Here is a 20,882-nt window from a genome sequence, read left to right as displayed (position 1 = left end):
CATGGCTACCGCAACCGCTTCCGCCCCGCGCATCGACCTCAAGCAGAGCCTGGTGGACACCGTCCTGGCCGGCCTGGTCGCCCTCATCGTGTTCGGCCCCATCGTTGGCATCGTGCTCGACGGCTACAGCTTCAACCTGCAACCGGTGCGCCTGGCCTGGATGGTCGGCGCGGTCATGGCCGGGCGCCTGGTGCTCAGCCTGTTCCTGCAGACCGCCGTCGGCAGCCGCGTGCTCGACCGCTTCGAGGGCTCCGACTCCGGCATCCAGGTGCTGCCGCCGGGCTACAAGACGCGCCTGCGCTGGATCATCCCGCTGCTGGTGGTGGCCGCCGTGGCGCTGCCGTTCTTCGCCAACAAGTACCTGCTCACCGTGGTCATCCTCGGGCTGATCTACGTGCTGCTGGGCCTGGGCCTGAACATAGTGGTGGGCCTGGCCGGGCTGCTCGACCTGGGCTACGTGGCCTTCTACGCCATCGGCGCCTACGGCCTGGCGCTGGGCTACCAGTACCTGGGCCTGGGCTTCTGGACGGTGCTGCCGCTGGCCGCCATCACCGCGGCCATGGCCGGGGCGCTACTGGGCTTCCCGGTGTTGCGCATGCACGGCGACTACCTGGCCATCGTGACCCTGGGCTTCGGCGAGATCATCCGCCTGGTGCTGAACAACTGGCTGTCCTTCACCGGCGGCCCGAACGGCATGCAGGTGCCGGCGCCGACCTTCTTCGGCCTGGAGTTCGGCCGCCGCGCCAAGGAGGGCGGCACGCCGATCCACGAGTTCCTCGGCATCGATTACAACCAGAACCTCAAGTTCATCTTCATCTACGCGGTGCTGTTCCTGGTGGTGCTGCTGGTGCTGTACGTCAAGCACCGGCTGACGCGCATGCCGGTGGGCCGCGCCTGGGAAGCGCTGCGCGAGGACGAGATCGCCTGCCGCTCGCTGGGCCTGAACCACGTGCTGGTCAAGCTCTCGGCGTTCATGCTCGGGGCCTCCACCGCGGGCCTGGCCGGGGTGTTCTTCGCCAGCTACCAGGGCTTCGTCAACCCGTCGTCGTTCACCTTCTTCGAGTCGGCGCTGATCCTCGCCATCGTCGTGCTCGGCGGCATGGGCTCGACCCTCGGGGTGGTGATCGCCGCCTTCGTGCTGACGGTGACGCCGGAACTGCTGCGCAGCTTCGCCGACTACCGCGTGCTGCTGTTCGGCATGCTCATGGTGCTGATGATGATCTGGCGCCCGCGCGGGCTGATCCGCATCAACCGCCGGGGCTTCGCCAAGCGCAAGGGGGTGGCGCCATGAGCGACAAGATTCTCAGCGTCGAGCACCTGATGATGCACTTCGGCGGCATCAAGGCGCTCAACGACGTCAACCTGGACGTGGAGCGCGGCTCCATCACCGCGCTGATCGGCCCCAACGGCGCCGGCAAGACCACGGTGTTCAACTGCCTGACCGGCTTCTACAAGGCCACCGGCGGGAAGATCCTGCTCAACACCCAGGGCACTACCACCGACGTCATCAAGATCCTCGGCCAACCGTTCCAGGCCGGCGACTTCGTCAACCCGGCGCAGTTCGGCAGCCGCGTGTACTACAAGATGTTCGGCGGTACCCACCTGGTGAACCGCGCGGGGCTGGCGCGCACCTTCCAGAACATCCGCCTGTTCCGCGAAATGTCGGTGGTGGAGAACCTGCTGGTGGCGCAGCACATGTACGTCAACCGCAACCTGGTTTCCGGCATCCTCAACACCCCCGGCTACCGCCGCGCGGAAAGCGACGCGCTGGACCACGCCTTCTACTGGCTGGAAGTGGTCGACCTGGTGGACTGCGCCAACCGCCTGGCCGGCGAGATGTCCTACGGCCAGCAGCGCCGCCTGGAGATCGCCCGGGCCATGTGCACGCGCCCGGAAATCATCTGCCTGGACGAACCGGCCGCCGGCCTCAACCCGGCCGAGACCCAGGCCCTGAGCCGGATCATCCGCTTCCTGCGCGACCACCACGGCATCACCGTGCTGCTCATCGAGCACGACATGGGCATGGTGATGAACATCTCCGACCACATCATCGTGCTCGACCACGGCGACGTGATCGCCCGCGGCCTGCCGGCGGAGATCCGCAGCAACGACAAGGTGATCGCCGCCTACCTGGGCGCAGACGAAGAGGAGGTCGCATGACGGCGCCGATTCTGGAATTCCGTGATGTGGATGTGTTCTACGGGCCGATCCAGGCGCTGAAGAAGGTTTCCCTGACCGTGGGCGAAGGCGAGACGGTGGCGCTGATCGGCGCCAACGGCGCCGGCAAGTCCACCCTGCTGATGTCCATCTTCGGCCAGCCGCGCGCGGCCGCCGGGCAGATTCTCTACCGCGGCCAGGACATCGCCCGGCGCTCGGCGCACTACGTGGCCTCCAACGGCATCGCGCAGTCGCCGGAAGGGCGCCGGGTGTTCCCCGACATGAGCGTGGAGGAGAACCTGCTGATGGGCACCATCCCCATCGGCATGGACCACGCCCAGGAAGACATGCAGCGCATGTTCGACCTCTTCCCGCGGCTGAAGGAGCGGCGCAACCAGCGCGCCATGACCATGTCCGGCGGCGAGCAGCAGATGCTCGCCATCGCCCGCGCGCTGATGAGCCGGCCCAAGCTGCTGCTGCTCGACGAACCCTCCCTGGGCCTGGCGCCCATCGTGGTCAAGCAGATCTTCCAGACGCTGCGCGAACTGGCGCAGACCGGCATGACGCTGTTCCTCGTCGAGCAGAACGCCAACCACGCCCTCAGGCTCTCCGACCGCGGTTACGTGATGGTCAACGGCGAGATCCGCATGAGCGGCACGGGCGCGGAACTGCTGGGCAACCAGGAGGTGCGCGACGCCTATCTGGGTGGGCACTGACCGCACATCTGCTCTTCGTAGGAGCGAGGGTGACGCCTCGCTCCTACAAGGGCTCGCCTGACTTTATGGGGAGTCTCCATGCACGATGTCCGTTTCCTCACCAACGCCGACGTCGCCGAGCGCCTGGCTTATCCACAACTGATCGAGGCCCTGCGCCAGGGCCTGGCCGGCACCTGCGAGGCGCCGGTGCGCGGCTGCCATGCGCTGCCCGATAACGCCACGCTGCTGACCATGCCGGTGTGGCGCCCGGGGCAGGACATCGGCGTCAAGCTGGTCACCGTGTTCCCCGGCAACGGCGCGCGCGGCCTGCCGGCGGTGGCCGCGCTGTTCTGCCTGTTCGACGGCGTCGACGGCCGCCCGCTGGCGCTGCTCGAAGCCTCCGAACTCACCGCCCGGCGCACCGCCTGTACCTCGGCCCTGGCGGCGGACCACCTGGCCCGGCGCGACGCCGAGCGCCTGCTCATCGTCGGCAGCGGCACCCTGGCGCCGCACATGGTGCGCGCCCATTGCGCGGTGCGTGACTACACCGACGTCGCCATCTGGGGCCGGCATCCGTCCAAGGTCGCCGCGCTGGTCGAGCGCCTGGCCGGCGAAGGCTACCCGGTGCGCGCCTGCGAAGACCTCGCCGCAGGCGTGGCCGCGGCCGACACCATCAGCTGCGTGACCACCTCCCGCGAGCCGCTGGTGCGCGGCGAATGGCTGCGCCCGGGCACCCACCTCGACCTGGTCGGCGCCTTCCTGCCGAGCATGCGCGAGACCGACAGCGAAGCCGTGCGCCGCGCGCGCATCGTCGTCGATACCCGCGAAGGCGCGCTGGAGGAAGCCGGCGACCTGCTGATCCCCCTGGCCGAGGGCGCCATCGCCGAATCGGCCATCCACACCCAGCTCGGCGACCTGCTGCAGGGCCGCGGGCTGCGCCGCGACGACCAGGAAATCACCCTGTTCAAATCGGTCGGCTACGCCCTGGAAGACCTGATCGCCGCGCGCCTGCTGGTGGAGCACGGCGGCTAGCGGGTTGTCCACGGAATCTGTTGGGCAAGCTGTGGATAAGCTTGGGAAAGCTGCTCCCGGCCCAGGCACGCCGTGGCTTGCGCGGCACTGCCTGAATACTGACCAGGGGCATGGCGCAAGCCGCGAAACATCTGGGCTGCTGCGCCCGTGGCAGGCGCTCGCCAGGCATTGCCGAAAACCGCTGCCGGCTGTGGAGCAGCCTGTGGAAAACCTGGGGGAAAACCTCTCCGTCCCGCGTCCCTGGGCGCCTGCCGAACTGTTCGGCCATTGTGGACGGCCGCTGTAGCGCTGGCTGGCGGGGCAGGGCTGCTATCCTGCGAAGTCCGACAGAAAAACCGCCAGCAGAGGAATTGGCCCATGACTCCCACCCTGTTCATTACCGGCGCCACCTCCGGCTTCGGCGAAGCCTGCGCCCGCCGTTTCGCCCGCGACGGCTGGTCGCTGGTGATCACCGGCCGCCGCGAAGACCGCTTGCAGGCCCTGGCCAAGGAACTGTCCGCCCAGGCCGAAGTCCTGCCGCTCACCCTCGACGTGCGCGACCGCGCCGCCGTGGCCCGCGCCGTGGACAACCTGCCGGCCGGCTTCGACAAGCTGCGCGCGCTGGTCAACAACGCCGGCCTGGCCCTGGGCGCGGACCCGGCGCAGGAGTGCGACCTGGACGACTGGGACACCATGGTCGACACCAACATCAAGGGCCTGATGTACTGCACCCGCCTGCTGCTGCCCCGGCTGATCGCCCACGGCCGCGGCGCCAGCATCCTCAACCTCGGCTCGGTGGCCGGCCAGTGGCCGTACCCCGGCAGCCACGTCTACGGCGCCACCAAGGCCTTCGTCGAACAGTTCTCCCTGAGCCTGCGCTGCGACCTGCAGGGCACCGGCGTGCGCGTCAGCAACCTGGAACCGGGCCTGTGCGAAAGCGAGTTCTCCCTGGTGCGCTTCGGCGGCGACCAGGCGCGCTACGACAAGACCTACGCCGGCACCGAGGCACTGCAGCCCGAAGACATTGCCGAGACCATCCACTGGATCGTCAACCAGCCGCCGCACATCAACATCAACAGCCTGGAGATCATGCCGGTGAGCCAGGCCTGGGCGGGGTTCTCGGTGCATCGCAAGGGGTGAGGAGCGCGGGCTCTTGTAGGAGCGAGGGGGACGCCTAGTTCTTGCTCGCGAACGGAGTATCCCGGCGATTCCTCTGCGTTGGCTTGACTCCGCTCCCTCTCCCTAACCCTCTCCCTGAAGGGAGAGGGGACCGTTCGGAGTGTGCTGATGTTTCGGCGTCAGCCGGCTCGTACCGATTACCCGGCTAACACCAAATTCCTTCTCGGCACGGACAAGCCCCCTCTCCCTTCAGGGCGGGGCGCGCAGCCGAGGGCTGGGGAGAGGGGACTGAGGTTGGGGCCAGCTGCGCAGCTGCCGGGGAACTCCATTCGCGAGCAAGCTCGCTCCTACGAAAAGCACCACACCGCGCTATCATCCCCCGACTCTCCCCGCCACAAGAGCCCCCTCGATGAGCAAACCAGGCCAACGCGTGCTGGCTGAACTGCGCAAGATGATCGCCTCCGGCGAGCTGGCCGCCGGCGAGCGCATCGTCGAGATTCCCACCGCGGAGCGCCTGCAGGTTTCGCGCATGCCGGTGCGCATGGCGTTGCGCGTGCTGGAGCAGGAAGGGCTGCTGGTCAAGGCCGGTAACCGTGGCTACACGGTGCGCGAGGTCACCGAGGACGACATCGCCGGTGCCGTCGAGGTACGCGGCGTGCTGGAAGGACTGGCGGCGCGCCAGGCGGCTGAGCGGGGAGTTTCCGAAGAGACGCGGGCGCAGCTCCAGCAGTGCCTGGACGAAGGTGACCGCATCTTCGCAAAGGGCCATGTGCTGCCCGAGGACCTGGAGGCCTACCACAGCCTCAACATGCGCTTTCACCAGGCGATCATCGAGGCCAGCGGCAACCGCGCCATCGCCGAGGCCCTGGCGCGCAACGACCACCTGCCGTTCGCCTCGGTCAGCTCGCTGGCGGTGGACCGCGACAACCTGCCCCGCGAATACCAGCGCTTCAACTTCGCCCACATGCAGCACCACGCCGCCTACGACGCCCTGGTCAACGGCCAGGGCGCGCGCGCCGAGGCGATCATGCGTGAGCATGCCAACGCTACCCTGCGCTACGCCGAGTATTTCCATCCCCAGCGCGAGGGGGTGGCGGTGTTGAAGAAGTCCGTAGCGGGGGAAAGAGAGCGGTCGTAGGACCAACCAGCGGTGCCGAGATGCTTTTCGTAGGAGCGAGCTTGCTCGCGAACGGGCTTCACCATTGTGCCTGGCCGAAGAGCGCCCTCTCCCTAACCCTCTCCCTGAAGGGAGAGGGGACTTGTCCGTGCCGAGAAAGGATTTGGTGTCAGCCGGGTAATCGGTACAAGCCGGCTGACGCCGAAACATCAGCACACTCCGAACGGTCCCCTCTCCCTTCAGGGAGAGGGTTAGGGAGAGGGAGCGGAGTCAAACCAACGCAGAGGAATCGCCGGGAAACTCCATTCGCAAGCAAAACCGCCCCTACAGATCCAACACCAACCGCGCACTCCGCGACCGCGAGCAGCAAGGCGTGAACTGATCATTGGCAGCCTGCTCGTCCTCGGTCAGGTACTGGTCACGATGCTCCGGCACCCCTTCCAAGACCCGCGTCAGACAGGTACCGCAGATACCCTGCTCGCACGCCACCTGCACCTCTACCCCGACGCACCGCAGCGCTTCCACCACACTCTGCCCATCCTCCACACGCACCACCTGGCCACTGCTCGCCAACTGCACCTCGAAGGCTTCGCCGCCCACGTCCGGCTCGGCGCCGAAGTACTCACGGTGCAGGCGCGACTCGTCCCAGCCCAGGGCACGCGCACTGTCCAGCACGTGCTCCATGAAGCCCGCCGGGCCGCAGGTGTACAACTGCGCATCGCCCGCCTGCGCCGCCAGCAACGTCGCCACGTCCAGGCGCCGCGCCGGCTCGCCGTTATCGAAGTGGCAATGCACGCGGGTGGCGAAGGCGGACTGCGCCAGGTACTCGACGAAGGCCGCCTGCTGCGCCGAGCGGGCGCAGTAGTGCAGTTCGAAGTCGGCGCCGCTGCGCGAAAGCTGCTCGGCCATGCTCAGCAGCGGGGTGATGCCGATGCCGCCGGCCAGCAGCAGGCGCCGCCCCGGGCCTTCGGCGAGGGGGAAGAGGTTGCGTGGTTCGCCGATGCGCAGCGGCTGCCCGGCCTGCAGTTCGTGCACCGCGCGGGAGCCGCCGCGCGAGTCGGCGCAACGCAGCACGGCGATGCGGTAGCGGTGGGTTTCCTCCGGCGCGTTGCACAGTGAGTACTGGCGCACCAGCCCACCCGGCAGGTGCAGGTCGATGTGCGCGCCGGCGCTGAAGGCGGGCAGGGGGCCTGCGTCGGCGCGGGCCAGTTCGAGGCTGAGGATGTCCGGGGTTTCCCGCTGCACGCGGGTGATGACGACGTCTAGCACGGTGGCGGTCTCACGCTTGGCCGGCCTCGCGGGCCGGCTCTTGGATGGGGCTCAGGCGCTGGCGATGAGCGCGGCGGCGGGTTGCTGTTGCTCGGCCGCGCAGAGGCGTTCGAGGATGCGCCGCGACTGCACGCCGCCGGCGTCGATGTTCAGCTTCAACAACTGCCGTTGCGGGTGGCGCAGCAGGTTCTGCTGCTGCTGTTCGAGCATCTCCAGGTCCTCGCCGAAAATCTTCCCCTGGCCCTCGCGGATGGTCGCGGTGAGCGCCGCGTCCTGCGGCTGGAAGTTGCGCGCCATGCCCCAGAAGTACCAGATGGAGGTCTCTGTCTCGGGGGTGATGAAGTCGACCACGATGCTCGCCGCCTTGTGCTGCGCCGGGGCGTGGTAGCCGCCGTGGCCGGCGTGGGCCACGCCCACTTCGATCAGCACGTGGCTGGGCGGGGTGAAGCGGCAGATCTGCCAGCGGTCCACCGGCACGTCGTCGGCCAGGCCGTTGCCGCGCAGGGCCAGGCGCCAGAAGGGCGGGGCCATGACGTTCTGCATATGCCGCTCGGTGATCACTTCCTCGCCTTCCACGCGGGTTTTCGGCGCGGCTTCGTCGATCTCCTTCTGGCCGATGCTGTTGGCGTGCACGTAGGTCTCGTGGGTGAGGTCCATGAGGTTGTCGATCATCAGCCGGTAGTCGCACTGGATGTGATACAGGCCGCCGCCGTAGGCCCAGTCCGGGTTGTCGGCCCATTCCAGGTGGTGGATCAGCGCCGGGTCGGCCTGCGCGGCATCGCCCGGCCACACCCAGATGAAGCCGTAGCGCTCTTCCACGGCGAACTTGCGGATCGCCGGGAAGCCGCGCACGCGCTGGCCGGGCATGGACTCGGTGTGGCCTTCGCAGCCCATGGCCAGGCCGTGGTAGCCGCAGATCAGCTTGCCGTCCTCGACGAAGCCCAGCGACAGCGGCGCGCCGCGGTGCGGACAGAAGTCCTCCAGTGCCGCCACGCGGCCTTCGGGGCCGCGATAGAAGACCATCTTCTCGCCGCAGACCTGCCGGCCCAGGGGCTTGTCGGCGATCTCGTCGGGGGTGCAGGCGACGTACCAGGCGTTCTTCGGGAACATGGGGCGATCCTCATCTTGTGGTTTTTATTGGATCCAATGGTTGGCTTCGAGCGGAAAACCTGTCAACCGTGGTGGTCGAAAAATAATCAGTTCGATAACCGAACGAATTCCGAATTCAAGCTGAAGGCTCCGTAAAATCTGGATCTTAATGTCGTAAAGGCTGTGGGATCTGTGGTTTCCGCCAGCCCATTCCGTGATTTTGGGATCCAATGGGGGCTTGTGCTCGGGATCCACCGCTGCCAGGGTGTGCGCCAACCAAGCCTCCACAACAAGAACAAGAGGAACCCGCCATGCCGTGCGCCCAGCCCCGAACCTCCGTCTGCCGGAGGTGCGCCCATGAATCGTGACCTGCGCCATGCCCTCGACCAGGGCCCGATGAACCGCTTCCAGTGGACGGCCATCGGCATCTGCATCCTGCTCAACATGATCGACGGCTTCGACGTGCTGGTGATGGCCTTCACCGCCGCCTCGGTCTCCGCCGAGTGGAGCCTGAACGGCGCCCAGGTCGGCCTGCTGCTCAGCGCCGGGCTGTTCGGCATGGCCGCCGGCTCGCTGTTCATCGCCCCGCGCGCCGACCGCTTCGGGCGCCGCCCGCTGATCCTCTTCTGCCTGCTGCTGTGCGGCCTCGGCATGCTGTTCTCGGCCCTGGCCCAGAGCCCGACGCAACTGGCCCTGCTGCGTGGCTTCACCGGCCTTGGCATCGGCGGCATCCTCGCCAGCAGCAACGTGATCGCCGCCGAATATGCCAACCGCCGCTGGCGCCCCTTGGCGGTCAGCCTGCAGTCCACCGGCTACGCCCTGGGCGCCACCTTCGGCGGGCTGCTGGCGGTGTGGCTGATCGGCCACTGGGGCTGGCGCTCGGTGTTCCTGGCCGGCGGCCTGATCTCCCTGGCGGCCATCCCGCTGGTGCTGGCGGGCCTGCCCGAATCCCTGGACTTCCTCCTCGCCCGCCGCCCGGCCAACGCCCTGGCGCGGGTCAACGGCCTGGCCCGGCGCCTGGGCCTGCAGAGCCTGGATGCGCTGCCCGAAGCCCGCTCGCGCCAAGCCTCCGGCGTGGCGATGCTGCAGCTGCTGGCCCCCACGCTGCGCCGCTCGACGCTGCTGATCTGGCTGCTGTTCTTCCTCGCCATGTTCGGCTTCTACTTCATCATGAGCTGGACGCCCAAGCTGCTCACCGCCGCCGGCCTCACCGCGCAGCAGGGCATCACCGGCGGCGTGCTGCTGAGCATCGGCGGCATCTTCGGCGCGGCCCTGGTCGGCGCGCTCTCGGCGCGCGTGCCGCTGGCGCGGGTGCTGCAGGGCTTCATGCTGGTCACCGCCGCGCTGATGGTGCTGTTCCTCGGCTCGGCCTCGTCACTGGCCGCCGCGCTCGGCCTGGGGCTGTTCATCGGGCTGTTCGCCAACGGCTGCATCGCCGGGCTCTACGCGCTGTCGCCGCTGATCTACCCGGCCGGCGTGCGCGCCACCGGGGTGGGCTGGGCGATCGGCGTGGGGCGCCTGGGCGCCATTCTCTCGCCCACCGTGGCCGGGCTGCTGCTGGACGACGGCTGGCAACCGCTGCACCTGTACGGCGTGTTCGCCGTGGTCTTCGTCGCCGCCGCCCTGGTGCTGCTGGGCCTGCGCCCGGCGGCGCCGGCCGGCGAGCCGCTGGCCGCGCACTGAGGGCGCCTCAATGCTGCCCTTGGAGGATCGCGTCGGCGATGGCGTTGCGGAACCACTCCAGCGCCGCCGACTGCTCGCTGCTCGCGCGCCAGTGCAGGGACACCTCGAACGCCGGCACGGCGAAGGGCAGCTCGAGCATCTTCAGCCCGCCCTCGGCGACGAACATGCGGGCGATCTGCGCCGGCAGGATGGTCAGCAGGTCGGTGCCGGGGATGATCTTCGGCAGCACCGAGAAGTGCGGCACGCGCAGGGCGATGCGGCGCTCCAGCTTCATCGCCTGGAGCACGTCCTCGGCGATGCCGTGGCCGGAGGTGCGCGTCACCACCACATGGCGTTCGGCGAGGTAGCCGGCCAGCTCCAGGCGTTCGCCGATGCGCGGGTGGTCGGCGCTGAGCAGGCACACGTAGCGCTCCTGGATCAGCACCCGGCTGCGGCTGCCGGGCACCGCCTGGCGGCAGATGGCGGTGTCCACCTTGCCGCTGGCCAGCCAGTCGCCCACCTCGTCGACCTGCAGCGGCAGCACTTCCACCTCGGCCAGCGGCGCCTCGCGGTTCAGCCGCGCCAGGATCAGCGGCAGGAAGCCCAGCTCGCCCAGGTCCGACAGGGCGATGCGGAAGCGCCGCTCGGTGGTGGCCGGGTCGAACTGGCGGGTGCTCTGCACCGCGCCCTCGATGCGCGTCAGCGCCTCGCGCAGGGTGGCGTACAGCTGCTCGGCGACGAAGGTCGGCTGGATGCCGTCGCGGCTGCGGCTGAACAGCGGATCGTCGAACAGCTCGCGCAGCCGCGCCAGGGCGTAGCTCACCGAAGGCTGGGTGACGAACAGGCGCTCGGCGGCGGCCGTCACGCTGCCGGCCTCGTAGAGGGTGACGAAGGTGCGGATCAGGTTGAGGTCGATCTGGGCCATGGCAGTCACATAGATGGTTTTTATTTTCGATAGAAAGACTATCGATTTGATCGATTATCAGGCCGCTGCGAGAGTAGCGCAAACCCAAGAACGAGCCTGAAGGGCCAGCATGAAAACCGTCCATTGCGCCTCCTACGACATCCTCCGTCGCCACGGCCTGACCACCATCTTCGGCAACCCCGGTTCCAACGAGCTGCCGTTCCTCAAGGACTTCCCCGCGGACTTCCGCTACATCCTCGGCCTGCACGAAGGTGCGGTGGTCGGCATGGCCGACGGCTTCGCCCTGGCCAGCGGCAAGCCGGCCTTCGTCAACCTGCACGCCGCCGCCGGCACCGGCAACGGCATGGGCGCGCTGACCAACGCCTGGTACAGCCACAGCCCGCTGGTGATCAGCGCCGGCCAGCAGGTGCGCTCGATGATCGGCGTGGAGGCCATGCTGGCCAACGTCGAGGCGCCGCAACTGCCCAAGCCGCTGGTGAAATGGAGCGCCGAGCCGGCCTGCGCCCAGGACGTGCCGCGCGCGCTGAGCCAGGCCATCCACATGGCGAACCTGGCGCCCAAGGCCCCGGTGTACCTGTCGATTCCCTACGACGACTGGGCGCAGCCGGCGCCGGCCGGCGTCGAGCACCTGGCCGCGCGCAACGTGGCCAGCGCCGGGCTGCCTTCGCCGGCGCAACTGGGCGAGCTGGCCGGGCGCCTGTCGCGGGCGCGCAACCCGGTGCTGGTGCTGGGGCCGGACGTCGACGGTGCCCGCGCCAACCCGCTGGCCGTGCAACTGGCGGAGAAGCTGCGCATGCTGGCCTGGGTCGCACCGTCTGCCTCGCGCTGCCCGTTCCCCACGCGCCACCCGTGCTTCCGTGGCGTGCTGCCGGCGGCCATCGCCGGGATCTCGCAACGGCTCGCCGGGCACGACCTGATCCTGGTGGTGGGCGCCCCGGTGTTCCGCTACCACCAGTTCGCCCCGGGCGACTACCTGCCCGCCGGCGCCGAGCTGGTGCACATCACCTGCGACCCCGGCGAGGCCGCCCGCGCGCCCATGGGCGATGCCCTGGTCGGCGACATCTTCCTCACCCTCGAAGCCCTGGTGGAGTCGGTTCGCCCCAGCGCGCGGCCGATGCCCGAAGCCCTGCCGCGCCCGGCGCCGCGCGCCGCCGAAGCGGGCCCGCTGCACCCGGAAACCGTGTTCGACGTGATCGACGAGCTGGCCCCGGACGACGCCATCTTCGTCAAGGAATCCACCTCCACCGTGAGCGCCTTCTGGCAGCGCGTGCAGATGCGCGAGCCGGGCAGCTACTTCTTCCCGGCCGCCGGCGGCCTGGGCTTCGGCCTGCCGGCGGCGGTCGGCGTGCAGTTGGCGCAACCGCAGCGCAGGGTGATCGGCATCATCGGCGACGGCTCGGCCAACTACGGCATCACCGCCCTCTGGACCGCCGCGCAATACCGCGTCCCGGCGGTGTTCATCATCCTCAAGAACGGCACCTACGGCGCGCTGCGCTGGTTCGCCGGGGTGCTCGACGTGCCCGACGCCCCCGGCCTGGACGTGCCCGGCCTGGACTTCTGCCAGCTCGGCCGCGGCTACGGCGTGCGCTCGGTGCAGGCCGCCGACGCCGCCAGCCTGCGCGCGGAACTGGCCCGCGCCCTGGCCGGCGACGAGCCGGTGCTGATCGAGGTGCCCACCCTGACCATCGAGCCCTGAGGGCCCGACTTACCGACCGCAGCTCGCGGCCACGCCACAACAATAAGAACGAGGTGGATATGAATACGACTACCGTCAGTGAGACGCTGGAGGCTGCCGGCCGGCACTCGAACCGCCCTGCGGCCAGCGCCGACATCGGTACCCTGCTGGACGAAGGCCCCTTCACCCGGATGCAGAAGGTCGTGGTGCTGCTGGCCGCGCTGTCCATCGTGCTGGACGGCTTCGACGGCCAGCTCATCGGCTTCGCCATCCCGATGATGATCGCCGAGTGGGGCATCAGCCGCGAGGCCTTCGCCCCGGCGGTGGCCGCCGGGCTGATCGGCATGGGCATCGGCAGCGCCTGCGCCGGCCTGTTCGCCGACCGCTTCGGGAGGCGCATGGCAGTCATCGCCAGCGTCTTCGTGTTCGGCTCGGCGACCTGCGCCATCGGCCTGGCCCCGGATGCCCTGACGGTGGCGCTGCTGCGCTTCGTCGCCGGGCTGGGCATCGGCGGCGCGCTGCCCAGCGCCACCACCATGACCGCCGAATTCACCCCGGCGCGGCGGCGCACCCTGGCGGTGACCGCGACCATCGTCTGCGTGCCCCAGGGCGGCATGCTGGCGGGCTTCTTCGCTTCGCACATCCTGCCGCTGTACGGCTGGCGCACGCTGTTCTTCGCCGGCGGCGCGCTGCCGCTGGTGCTGGGCTTCCTGCTGCTGGCGACGCTGCCGGAGTCGCCGCGCTTCCTGGCGCGCCGGCCGCAGCGCTGGGGCGAACTGGGCCGCCTGCTCGGGCGCATGCAGCGGCCCATGCCCGAGGGCGCGCGCTACACCGATTCGCTGGAACAGGCGCGGGAGAAACGCGCCGGCTTCCGCGCCCTGTTCGACCTCGGCTACGGGCGTGACACCGTTGCCGTCTGGGTGGCCTTCTTCATGTGCCTGACCGCCGTCTACAGCGCCTTCAGCTGGCTGCCGACCATGCTCCAGGCCGAAGGCCTGTCGCTGGCCGTGGCCGGTTCCGGGCTGACCGCCTACAACCTGGGCGGCGTGATAGGCGCGCTGGTCTGCGCCGTGGCCATGACCCGCTGGGGTTCCTACTGGCCGCTGCTGCTGTGCTGCCTGGGCGGCGCCGCCAGCGCCTTCGCCATGCAACTGGTGGACGTGAACCAGCATGCCAGCCTGCTGATCTTCGGCTTCGGCGTGCACGGCCTGTTCGTGAATGCCGTGCAGTCCACGCTCTATGCCCTGTGCGCCTTCATCTACCCCACCGGCGTGCGGGCGACCGGCACCGCCTCGGCCCTGGCCTTCGGCCGCCTGGGCGCGATCCTCAGCGCCTTCGCCGGGGCCAGCGTCATCACCCTGAGCGGCGCGCACGGCTACCTGACGCTGCTGGGCACGGTGATGGTGGCGGCGATGATCGCCCTGATGCTGGTGCGCCGGCACATTCCCCGGCGCGCGCCGGGGCTGTCTTGAAACGGCTCACGAGCGGGAGGTCGATCCGATGAGCGAATGCAGCATTACCCACGTCAGCATCCTTGGCGCCGGCGCCATGGGCTCGCTGTTCGGCGGCCTGCTGGCCGAAAGCGGCCGGCGGGTGACCCTGCTGGACATCAACGATGCGCACCTGGCGGCCATCCGCGAACAGGGCCTGCGCCTGGTCACCGACAGCGGCGACCGGCGCATCCGAGGGCTGGCGGCCTGCCGCCCGGAACAGGCCAGCGGGCACCCGGATCTGTTGCTGGTGTTCACCAAGACCCTGCACACCGAGCAGGCCTTGGCCAGCGTAGCGCAGCATATCGGCGGGCACACGCGGGTGCTGTCGCTGCAGAACGGCCTGGGCAACGCCGAGACGCTGTGCCGCCACGTCGCGCCGGAGCAGGTGTTGATCGGCATGACCACCTGGCCCGCAGACCTGCACGGCCCCGGCCATGTCGAGTCCCACGGCCTCGGCGTGGTGCGGGTCTTCTCGGCGGACGGTGTCGAACGCCCGGCCTGCGCGGAGGTCGCGGCCGTGCTGGATGCGGCGGGCCTGCGCTGCGTGGCGGATGCGGACGTGTGGGCGGCGATCTGGGAGAAGGTCGCGTTCAACGCCGCGCTGAACAGCCTGTGCGCCGTCACCGGTTGCGCGGTGGGGCAACTGGCGGCCGTGCCGCAAGGCCCCGAACTGGCCTGCGCCGTGGCGCAGGAGGTGCTGGCCGTGGCCCGCGCCGAGGGCATTGCCGTGGACCCCCGGCACTGCCTGGCGAGCGTGGCCGACGCCATCGCCCAGCACCGCACGCACAAGCCCTCGATGCTGCAGGACGTGCTGGCGGGGCGGCCCACGGAGATCGGTTCGATCAACGGCGAAGTGGTGGCTCGCGCGCGGCGGGCGGGCATCGCCGTGCCGCGCACGGAAATGCTGCTCGGGCTGTTGCGCCTGGTGGAGGCGCGCGCCCGCGAAGCCGCCGCCGCGAGCGGACCCTTGGTATGAACCCCATCTTTCAAGGAGCTTTGTCATGAGCGATGCCAACACCCCCTACACCGACTTCCACCTGCAACCCCTCGCCGGCGAATGGCGCACCGGCAGCGCCGGCAAGGTGCTGCGCGACAGCAACCCCTACGACGGCAGCCTGCTGGCGGAAATCCTCCAGGCCAGCCGCGAGGACCTGGACGCCACCTACCGCAAGGCCGCCGAAGCGCAGCCGGCCTGGGCCGCGCTGCCGCCGGCGGAACGCGCCGCGCTGCTCCACCGGGTGGTGGAGGTGTTCGACCGGCGCCGCGAGGAGATCATCGACTGGATCGTCCGCGAGTCCGGCAGCACCCGCCTGAAGGCCACCCTGGAATGGGGCGCGGCGCGGGGCATCACCCTGGAGTCGGCGTCCTTCCCCAGCCGCGTGCACGGGCGCATCGTCGACTCCAATATCCCCGGCAAGGAAAGCCGCGTGTACCGCAGCGCCATCGGCGTGGTCGGCGTCATCAGCCCGTGGAACTTCCCGCTGCACCTCACCCAGCGCTCGCTGGCCCCGGCCCTGGCGCTGGGCAACGCGGTGGTGGTCAAGCCGGCCAGCGACACCCCGGTGTGCGGCGGCCTGCTGCTGGCGCGCATCTTCGAGGAGGCCGGGTTGCCGGCCGGGGTGCTCGGCGTGGTGGTCGGCGCCGGCAGCGAGATCGGCGACGCCTTCGTCGAGCACCCGGTGCCGGGCCTGGTGACCTTCACCGGTTCCACCCCGGTGGGGCGCAACATCGGGCGCATCGCCAGCGGCGGCGCGCACCTCAAGCACGTGGCCCTGGAGCTGGGCGGCAACAGCCCCTTCGTGGTGCTGGAGGACGCCGACCTGGAGCAGGCGGTGAACGCCGCGGTGTTCGGCAAGTTCCTGCACCAGGGGCAGATCTGCATGGCGATCAACCGCATCATCGTGGTCGACGCGCTGTACGACGCCTTCGCCGAACGCTTCGTCGAGCGCGTGAAGCAGGTGAAGGTCGGCGACCCGCAGTCGCTGGAGACCGCCATCGGCCCGATCATCAACGCCCGCCAGCTCGAAGGCCTGCTGGAGAAGGTCGCCCTGGCCCGCCGCGAAGGCGCCAGGCCGCTGTACGAAGGCGGCGTGCAGGGCCAACTGCTGGCGCCCCATGTCTATGGCGAGGTCGGCCCGGACATGGAGATCGCCCGCGACGAAATCTTCGGCCCGCTGATCGGCCTGCTGCGCGCCCGCGACGAAGCCCACGCCCTGGAGCTGGCCAACGCCAGCGAGTACGGCCTTTCCAGCGCCGTGTTCAGCCGCGACCTGGAGCGCGGCGTGGCCTTCGCCCGCAAGGTCCGCGCGGGCATGACCCACGTGAACGACATCCCGGTCAACGACGAGGCCAACGCGCCCTTCGGCGGCGAGAAGAACTCCGGCCTGGGCCGCTTCAACGGCGACTGGGCGATAGACGAATTCACCCGCGACCACTGGGTGAGCGTGCAACGGGAGGCGCGCCGCTACCCGTTCTGATCGCCTAGCCGGTTCTGCCACCCACCCCGCCCACGGCGCGCTCACACGGACGCGCCGCGGGCCGCTGCACCCCGAAAAAAACGGAGAACAATAACAATGCAAAACCGTCACACCGCCGTATTGCCGTCCCTTGCCTGCGTGGCCCTGCCGCTGTTGTGCGCGCCCGCACTGGCCGAGGAGGGCGGCTTCTTCGAGGATTCGCGCACCGACCTGGTGCTGCGCAACTACGCGTTCAACCGCGACTTCCGCGACCACAGCGCCGGCAAGAGCCTGATCAACGAATGGGCCCAGGGCTTCATCCTCAAGTTCAGCTCCGGCTACACCCGCGGGCCGCTGGGCTTCGGCGTGGATGCCATGGGCCTGTATGGCGTGAAGCTGAACAGCAGCCGCGAGCAGAGCGGCTCGGAACTGCTGCCGGTACATGACGACGGCAAGGCCGCCGACGAATACGGGCGCGTGGCGGTGGCGGCCAAGCTACGGCTGTCGGCCAGCGAGCTGAAGATCGGCGAAATGCTGCCGGACGTGCCGGTGCTGCGCTACGACGATGGCCGCCTGCTGCCGCAGACCTTCCGCGGCGCGGCGCTGGTGTCCCGCGAGTGGGCCGGGGTGAGCCTGTACGGCGGGCGCTACGACCAGGTCAGCCTGCGCAATTCGGCGGACATGCAGGACCTGTCGTCCTGGTCGGCGCCGACGTCGAAATCCGATGCCTTCAACTATGCCGGCGGCGAATACCGCTTCAACGACCAGCGCACCCTGGTCGGCGCCTGGTACGCGCAGCTGGAGGACATCTACACCCAGCGCTACTTCAACCTGCTGCACAAGCAGCCGGTGGGCGACTGGGTGCTGGGCGCCAACCTCGGCCTGTTCTTCGACCGCGACGACGGCCGCGCCCTGGCCGGCGACATCGACAGCCACACCGCCTACGCGCTGCTCTCGGCCAACCATGGCGGGCATACCCTCTACCTCGGCCTGCAGAAGGTCGGCGGCGAGGGTGGCTGGCAGTCGGTCTACGGCAGCAGCGGCAGGACCATGGGCAACGACATGTTCAACGGCAACTTCACCAACGAGGACGAACGCTCCTGGCAGCTGCGCTACGACTACGACTTCGCCGCGATGGGCGTGCCCGGCCTGGTGAGCATGGTGCGCTACGGCAAGGGCGACAACGCCACCACCAAGGCCGGCAGCGGCGGCAAGGAATGGGAGCGTGACCTGGAGCTGGGCTACACGGTGCAGAGCGGGCCGCTGAAGAAGCTCAACGTGCGCGTCAACCATGGCAGCAACCGGCGCAGCTTCAACAGCGATTTCGACCAGACGCGGGTGATCTTCAACTACCCCATTTCGCTCTGACGGGGCGGTGCGTATAGCGCCGTCGTAGGATGGCGTTGAGCGAAGCGATACCCATCACCGTGACCGCATGGGTTTCGCAAGCTCAACCCATCCTACGAAGAGCACCTTGGCTCAGTCCCATGCTCATTCCCATGTAGGAGCGCGCCCTGCGCGCGAATCGCGGGCAGGGCCCGCTCCTACAGGTTGCTGGGAGGCGCGGTATTCCTCCCCCGTAGGAGCGGACTCCGTCCGCGATTCTCAATCCGGATTCGCGATCAACCCGCCAGCAACCACACCCCGGCACCCGCCGAGGCCAAACCCGCCACGCGCACCAACGGCGCCGCGGCCTGCGGCAGGAAGCGCACCAGCGCATAGCCCGCGGCATGCAGCGCAGCAGTGGCGCAGACGAAGCCCGCAGCATAGGCCCAGGGGCTGGAGAGCTCCGGCAGCTCCAGGCCGTGGGCGATGCCGTGGGCCAGGGCGAAGAGCGCGGTCACGGCCATGGCCAGCGGCAGCGGCGGGCGCACCGCCAGGGCTACGCACAGGCCCAGGGCGAGCACCGAGGCGGCGATGCCGGTCTCGACGAAGGGCAGTTGCACGCCGTCGAAGCCGAGCAGGCCGCCAAGCAGCATGGCGCCGACGAAGGTGCAGGGCAGCGCCAGGCGCGCCGCGCCCCGTTGCTGGGCGGCCCAGAGGCCGACGGCGAACATCGCCAGCAGGTGGTCGAGGCCGGTCAGCGGGTGCAGCACGCCGGCGGCCAGGCCGTGCTCGCCGTGGCCAGGGTGGGCGAAGGCGAGGGCCGGGGCGAGGCACAGCGCCAGGGCGCAGAGGCTTTTGCGCAGGGACATGGGGGACTCCTTGTGGGGTGTTCTTCAGGCCGCGCTCAGCAGCCCCTGGCGTTCGATGAAGGCGATGATTTCGTCCAGCCCCTGGCCGGTCTTCTGGTTGCTGAACACGAAGGGCCGCTCGCCGCGCATCTTCTTCGCGTCGCGCGCCATCACTTCCAGCGAGGCGCCGACCATTGGCGCCAGGTCGATCTTGTTGATCACCAGCAGGTCGGACTTGCAGATGCCCGGGCCGCCCTTGCGCGGGATCTTGTCGCCGGCGGAAACGTCGATCACGTACAGCGTCAGGTCCGACAGCTCGGGGCTGAAGGTGGCCGAGAGGTTGTCGCCGCCGGACTCCACCAGGATCAGCTCCAGGCCCGGGAAGCGGCGGTTGAGCTGGTCCACCGCCTCCAGGTTGATCGAGGCGTCCTCGCGGATCGCCGTGTGCGGGCAGCCGCCGGTTTCCACGCCGATGATCCGCTCCGGCGCCAGGGCCTGGTTGCGCACCAGGAACTGGGCGTCTTCCTGGGTGTAGATGTCGTTGGTCACCACGGCCAGGTTGTAGCGCTCGCGCAGGGCGTGGCACAGCGCCAGGGTCAGGGCGGTCTTGCCGGAGCCCACCGGGCCGCCGATGCCGACGCGCAGGGGTTGGGAGTTCATGCGGGGTTCTCCTAGGAACGGAACAGACGGCTGTATTGCGTTTCGTGGAGCATGCTCGCCAGGGCCAGGCCGAAGGGCGCGCCGCCGGGCGCGTCCTCCGCCAGCGCGGCGGCGCAGGCGCGTTCGAGTTCGGGGAGCAGGCGCGAGGTGAGCTTCTGCGCGGCCAGCTGGCCCAGGGGCAGGGCCTTCATCAGCACCGCGAGCTGGTTCTCGGCCCAGCTCCACAGCCAGGCGGCCAGGGCCTGCTCCACGTCCAGGCCCCAGGCCCGCGCGGCCAGCGCCCAGGTGGCGGCCAGCGAGGGTTCCGGCTGCTCGGCGAGCCAGGCGCGGGCCGCTTCGTCCAGCTCGGGCAGGGCCTCCAGCAGTTGCGCCAGGGAAAAGCCCATCTGCCGGCTTTCCAGGGCCAACTCGCGGGTTTCGCGGCTGGCGCGGTGGCGTTCGGCGGCATCGCTTAGCGCGGCCCAGTCGGCAGCCAGCGCGGCGCGCAGCAGCTCGGCCAGCAGCGGCCCCTCGAAGCGCGCCAGGTTCAGTTGCAACTGGTCGGCCAGCCAGGCGAAGGCGCTGTCGGCATCGCTCACCAGGCCGTGCTCCAGGGCGGCTTCCAGGCCCTGGGAATAGCTGTAGCCGCCGATGGGCAACTGCGGGCTGGCGAGGCGCAGCAACGGCCAGAGGCCTGTGCCGGTCACTTGCGCACTCCGAACTGGTGCAGCTTCGGCGCGTAGTTGAACTCCGCCTCGCCGTGGTGCGAATGGTGATGGCCGCCGCCATAGGCGCCGTGCTCGGGCTGGAACGGCGCCTCGATGCTCTGCACCGTGGCGCCGAGCTGGTCGAGCATGGCCCTGAGCACATAGTCGTCGAGCAGGCGCAGCCAGCCTTCGCCCACCTGCAGCGCCACGTGGCGGTTGCCCAGGTGGTAGGCGGCGCGGTTCAGCTCGCGCGGGCTGGCGCAGGTCACGTGCATCAGTTGCTCGGGCGCGGCGCACACGCGCACCACGCGGCCGTCGTTGGCCAGCAGGCAGTCGCCGTCCGCCAGCGGCGGCTGGCCGCGTTCGAGGAACAGGCCGACGTCCTCGCCATCGCGGCTGTAGCAGCGCAGGCGGCTCTTGCTGCGCGCCTCGTAGTTCAGGTGCAGTTCGGCGTCCCAGCGCTCGCGGGGCTCGATGCGTTGGTGGATGACCAGCATGGCGGTGTCCGGCAGTAGGCAATGGCCGAGCTACAGCAAGGGCCTTGCCAGGGGCGGGCGCGGCCTGCAATGGCGGGGGCTGGGCGGGTTGTCCGAGTGGTCAGCAATGGTGCGCGTGCGCGTTGCTGGTGCGCACGGGAATGGTGCGCACCGATGTGGGGCGGAATGAGGGGGGTTGGTAGGAGCGAGCTTGCTCG

19 protein-coding genes are annotated in these 20,882 nt (G+C 69.5%); 12 read left to right on the top strand and 7 right to left on the bottom strand.

Features of this window, described 5'->3' with window-relative positions:
• Position 1: 1 nt before the first annotated feature.
• The 6 genes from livM to PcP3B5_RS27495 all read left to right on the top strand — a co-directional run bounded on the left by livM (position 2) and on the right by PcP3B5_RS27495 (position 6,120).
• The gene (gene livM / locus PcP3B5_RS27520; protein ID WP_061562938.1) at positions 2–1,291 is read left to right on the top strand and encodes a high-affinity branched-chain amino acid ABC transporter permease LivM; all 1,290 of its coding nucleotides are present in this window, start codon (positions 2–4) and stop codon (positions 1,289–1,291) included.
• Positions 1,288–2,160: an ATP-binding cassette domain-containing protein gene (locus PcP3B5_RS27515; protein ID WP_009613407.1), complete on the top strand. Its 873-nt coding sequence runs from the start codon at positions 1,288–1,290 to the stop codon at positions 2,158–2,160. The genes livM and PcP3B5_RS27515 overlap by 4 nt, the downstream gene beginning before the upstream one ends.
• Positions 2,157–2,873 (top strand): ABC transporter ATP-binding protein, encoded by a 717-nt coding sequence (locus PcP3B5_RS27510; protein ID WP_058071166.1) that lies wholly within the window; start codon positions 2,157–2,159, stop codon positions 2,871–2,873. Before PcP3B5_RS27515 ends, PcP3B5_RS27510 begins: the two co-directional genes overlap by 4 nt.
• A 78-nt stretch (positions 2,874–2,951) precedes the next feature.
• Positions 2,952–3,884 (top strand): bifunctional Delta(1)-pyrroline-2-carboxylate/Delta(1)-piperideine-2-carboxylate reductase, encoded by a 933-nt coding sequence (gene lhpI, locus PcP3B5_RS27505; protein WP_061562937.1) that lies wholly within the window; start codon positions 2,952–2,954, stop codon positions 3,882–3,884.
• Between the two features lie 357 nt (positions 3,885–4,241).
• Positions 4,242–5,003: an SDR family oxidoreductase gene (locus PcP3B5_RS27500; protein WP_061562936.1), complete on the top strand. Its 762-nt coding sequence runs from the start codon at positions 4,242–4,244 to the stop codon at positions 5,001–5,003.
• 388 nt (positions 5,004–5,391) lie between these two features.
• Positions 5,392–6,120 (top strand): GntR family transcriptional regulator, encoded by a 729-nt coding sequence (locus tag PcP3B5_RS27495; protein WP_061562935.1) that lies wholly within the window; start codon positions 5,392–5,394, stop codon positions 6,118–6,120.
• Between the two features lie 303 nt (positions 6,121–6,423).
• On the opposite strand, the gene PcP3B5_RS27490 is transcribed toward PcP3B5_RS27495, so the two are convergent.
• The gene (locus tag PcP3B5_RS27490) at positions 6,424–7,368 is read right to left on the bottom strand and encodes a PDR/VanB family oxidoreductase (protein WP_061562934.1); all 945 of its coding nucleotides are present in this window, start codon (positions 7,366–7,368) and stop codon (positions 6,424–6,426) included.
• 51 nt (positions 7,369–7,419) lie between these two features.
• A complete protein-coding gene (locus PcP3B5_RS27485; RefSeq protein ID WP_061562933.1) occupies positions 7,420–8,478 on the bottom strand; it encodes an aromatic ring-hydroxylating oxygenase subunit alpha in 1,059 nt (352 codons plus the stop codon).
• Between the two features lie 336 nt (positions 8,479–8,814).
• Here PcP3B5_RS27485 and PcP3B5_RS27480 point away from each other — a divergent pair, with 336 nt between their 5' ends.
• Positions 8,815–10,140, top strand: coding sequence for an MFS transporter (locus tag PcP3B5_RS27480; protein WP_061562932.1), 1,326 nt, complete (start codon positions 8,815–8,817; stop codon positions 10,138–10,140).
• Between the two features lie 7 nt (positions 10,141–10,147).
• On the opposite strand, the gene PcP3B5_RS27475 is transcribed toward PcP3B5_RS27480, so the two are convergent.
• The gene (locus PcP3B5_RS27475; protein ID WP_061562931.1) at positions 10,148–11,044 is read right to left on the bottom strand and encodes a LysR family transcriptional regulator; all 897 of its coding nucleotides are present in this window, start codon (positions 11,042–11,044) and stop codon (positions 10,148–10,150) included.
• 109 nt (positions 11,045–11,153) lie between these two features.
• Between PcP3B5_RS27475 and mdlC the strand changes: the two genes are divergently transcribed.
• From mdlC to PcP3B5_RS27450, 5 genes are all read left to right on the top strand, one after another.
• Complete coding sequence (gene mdlC / locus PcP3B5_RS27470) at positions 11,154–12,740, top strand: benzoylformate decarboxylase (RefSeq protein ID WP_061562930.1); 1,587 nt, start codon at positions 11,154–11,156, stop codon at positions 12,738–12,740.
• A 59-nt stretch (positions 12,741–12,799) separates the two neighbouring features.
• Complete coding sequence (locus PcP3B5_RS27465; protein WP_061562929.1) at positions 12,800–14,191, top strand: MFS transporter; 1,392 nt, start codon at positions 12,800–12,802, stop codon at positions 14,189–14,191.
• 28 nt (positions 14,192–14,219) lie between these two features.
• A complete protein-coding gene (locus PcP3B5_RS27460; RefSeq protein ID WP_061562928.1) occupies positions 14,220–15,188 on the top strand; it encodes a ketopantoate reductase family protein in 969 nt (322 codons plus the stop codon).
• Between the two features lie 25 nt (positions 15,189–15,213).
• Positions 15,214–16,689, top strand: coding sequence for an aldehyde dehydrogenase family protein (locus tag PcP3B5_RS27455; RefSeq protein ID WP_061562927.1), 1,476 nt, complete (start codon positions 15,214–15,216; stop codon positions 16,687–16,689).
• Positions 16,690–16,785: 96 nt separating this feature from the next.
• Complete coding sequence (locus PcP3B5_RS27450) at positions 16,786–18,036, top strand: OprD family porin (RefSeq protein ID WP_061562926.1); 1,251 nt, start codon at positions 16,786–16,788, stop codon at positions 18,034–18,036.
• 254 nt (positions 18,037–18,290) lie between these two features.
• Here PcP3B5_RS27450 and PcP3B5_RS27445 read toward each other — a convergent pair whose 3' ends face one another.
• The 4 genes from PcP3B5_RS27445 to ureE are packed head-to-tail and all read right to left on the bottom strand — an operon-like array spanning position 18,291 to position 20,685.
• A complete protein-coding gene (locus PcP3B5_RS27445; RefSeq protein WP_061562925.1) occupies positions 18,291–18,863 on the bottom strand; it encodes a HupE/UreJ family protein in 573 nt (190 codons plus the stop codon).
• 24 nt (positions 18,864–18,887) lie between these two features.
• Positions 18,888–19,502, bottom strand: a complete 615-nt coding sequence (ureG, locus tag PcP3B5_RS27440; RefSeq protein WP_061562924.1) for an urease accessory protein UreG — start codon at positions 19,500–19,502, stop codon at positions 18,888–18,890.
• Between the two features lie 11 nt (positions 19,503–19,513).
• Positions 19,514–20,188: an urease accessory protein UreF gene (locus tag PcP3B5_RS27435; protein WP_061562923.1), complete on the bottom strand. Its 675-nt coding sequence runs from the start codon at positions 20,186–20,188 to the stop codon at positions 19,514–19,516.
• Positions 20,185–20,685: an urease accessory protein UreE gene (ureE, locus tag PcP3B5_RS27430; protein ID WP_058488236.1), complete on the bottom strand. Its 501-nt coding sequence runs from the start codon at positions 20,683–20,685 to the stop codon at positions 20,185–20,187. Before ureE ends, PcP3B5_RS27435 begins: the two co-directional genes overlap by 4 nt.
• Between the last annotated feature and the right edge of the window lie 197 nt (positions 20,686–20,882).

The sequence above is a fragment of the Pseudomonas citronellolis genome (assembly GCF_001586155.1).
Taxonomy (GTDB): Bacteria; Pseudomonadota; Gammaproteobacteria; order Pseudomonadales; family Pseudomonadaceae; genus Pseudomonas; species Pseudomonas citronellolis.
The sequence above is the reverse complement of the archived record's forward strand: the minus strand, read 5'-3'. Positions and strand labels throughout refer to the sequence as shown.

What these genes read in the sequence shown, in the direction of transcription:
- PcP3B5_RS27445 (WP_061562925.1), bottom strand. Translation starts at nt 18,863, where the DNA reads ATGTCCCTGCGCAAAAGCCTCTGCGCCCTGGCGCTGTGCCTCGCCCCG.
- PcP3B5_RS27485 (WP_061562933.1), bottom strand. Translation starts at nt 8,478, where the DNA reads ATGTTCCCGAAGAACGCCTGGTACGTCGCCTGCACCCCCGACGAGATC.
- PcP3B5_RS27450 (WP_061562926.1), top strand. Translation starts at nt 16,786, where the DNA reads ATGCAAAACCGTCACACCGCCGTATTGCCGTCCCTTGCCTGCGTGGCC.
- PcP3B5_RS27500 (WP_061562936.1), top strand. Translation starts at nt 4,242, where the DNA reads ATGACTCCCACCCTGTTCATTACCGGCGCCACCTCCGGCTTCGGCGAA.
- PcP3B5_RS27495 (WP_061562935.1), top strand. Translation starts at nt 5,392, where the DNA reads ATGAGCAAACCAGGCCAACGCGTGCTGGCTGAACTGCGCAAGATGATC.
- PcP3B5_RS27460 (WP_061562928.1), top strand. Translation starts at nt 14,220, where the DNA reads ATGAGCGAATGCAGCATTACCCACGTCAGCATCCTTGGCGCCGGCGCC.
- PcP3B5_RS27455 (WP_061562927.1), top strand. Translation starts at nt 15,214, where the DNA reads ATGAGCGATGCCAACACCCCCTACACCGACTTCCACCTGCAACCCCTC.
- ureG (WP_061562924.1), bottom strand. Translation starts at nt 19,502, where the DNA reads ATGAACTCCCAACCCCTGCGCGTCGGCATCGGCGGCCCGGTGGGCTCC.
- PcP3B5_RS27510 (WP_058071166.1), top strand. Translation starts at nt 2,157, where the DNA reads ATGACGGCGCCGATTCTGGAATTCCGTGATGTGGATGTGTTCTACGGG.
- mdlC (WP_061562930.1), top strand. Translation starts at nt 11,154, where the DNA reads ATGAAAACCGTCCATTGCGCCTCCTACGACATCCTCCGTCGCCACGGC.
- PcP3B5_RS27465 (WP_061562929.1), top strand. Translation starts at nt 12,800, where the DNA reads ATGAATACGACTACCGTCAGTGAGACGCTGGAGGCTGCCGGCCGGCAC.
- PcP3B5_RS27480 (WP_061562932.1), top strand. Translation starts at nt 8,815, where the DNA reads ATGAATCGTGACCTGCGCCATGCCCTCGACCAGGGCCCGATGAACCGC.
- ureE (WP_058488236.1), bottom strand. Translation starts at nt 20,685, where the DNA reads ATGCTGGTCATCCACCAACGCATCGAGCCCCGCGAGCGCTGGGACGCC.
- PcP3B5_RS27515 (WP_009613407.1), top strand. Translation starts at nt 1,288, where the DNA reads ATGAGCGACAAGATTCTCAGCGTCGAGCACCTGATGATGCACTTCGGC.
- PcP3B5_RS27475 (WP_061562931.1), bottom strand. Translation starts at nt 11,044, where the DNA reads ATGGCCCAGATCGACCTCAACCTGATCCGCACCTTCGTCACCCTCTAC.
- lhpI (WP_061562937.1), top strand. Translation starts at nt 2,952, where the DNA reads ATGCACGATGTCCGTTTCCTCACCAACGCCGACGTCGCCGAGCGCCTG.
- livM (WP_061562938.1), top strand. Translation starts at nt 2, where the DNA reads ATGGCTACCGCAACCGCTTCCGCCCCGCGCATCGACCTCAAGCAGAGC.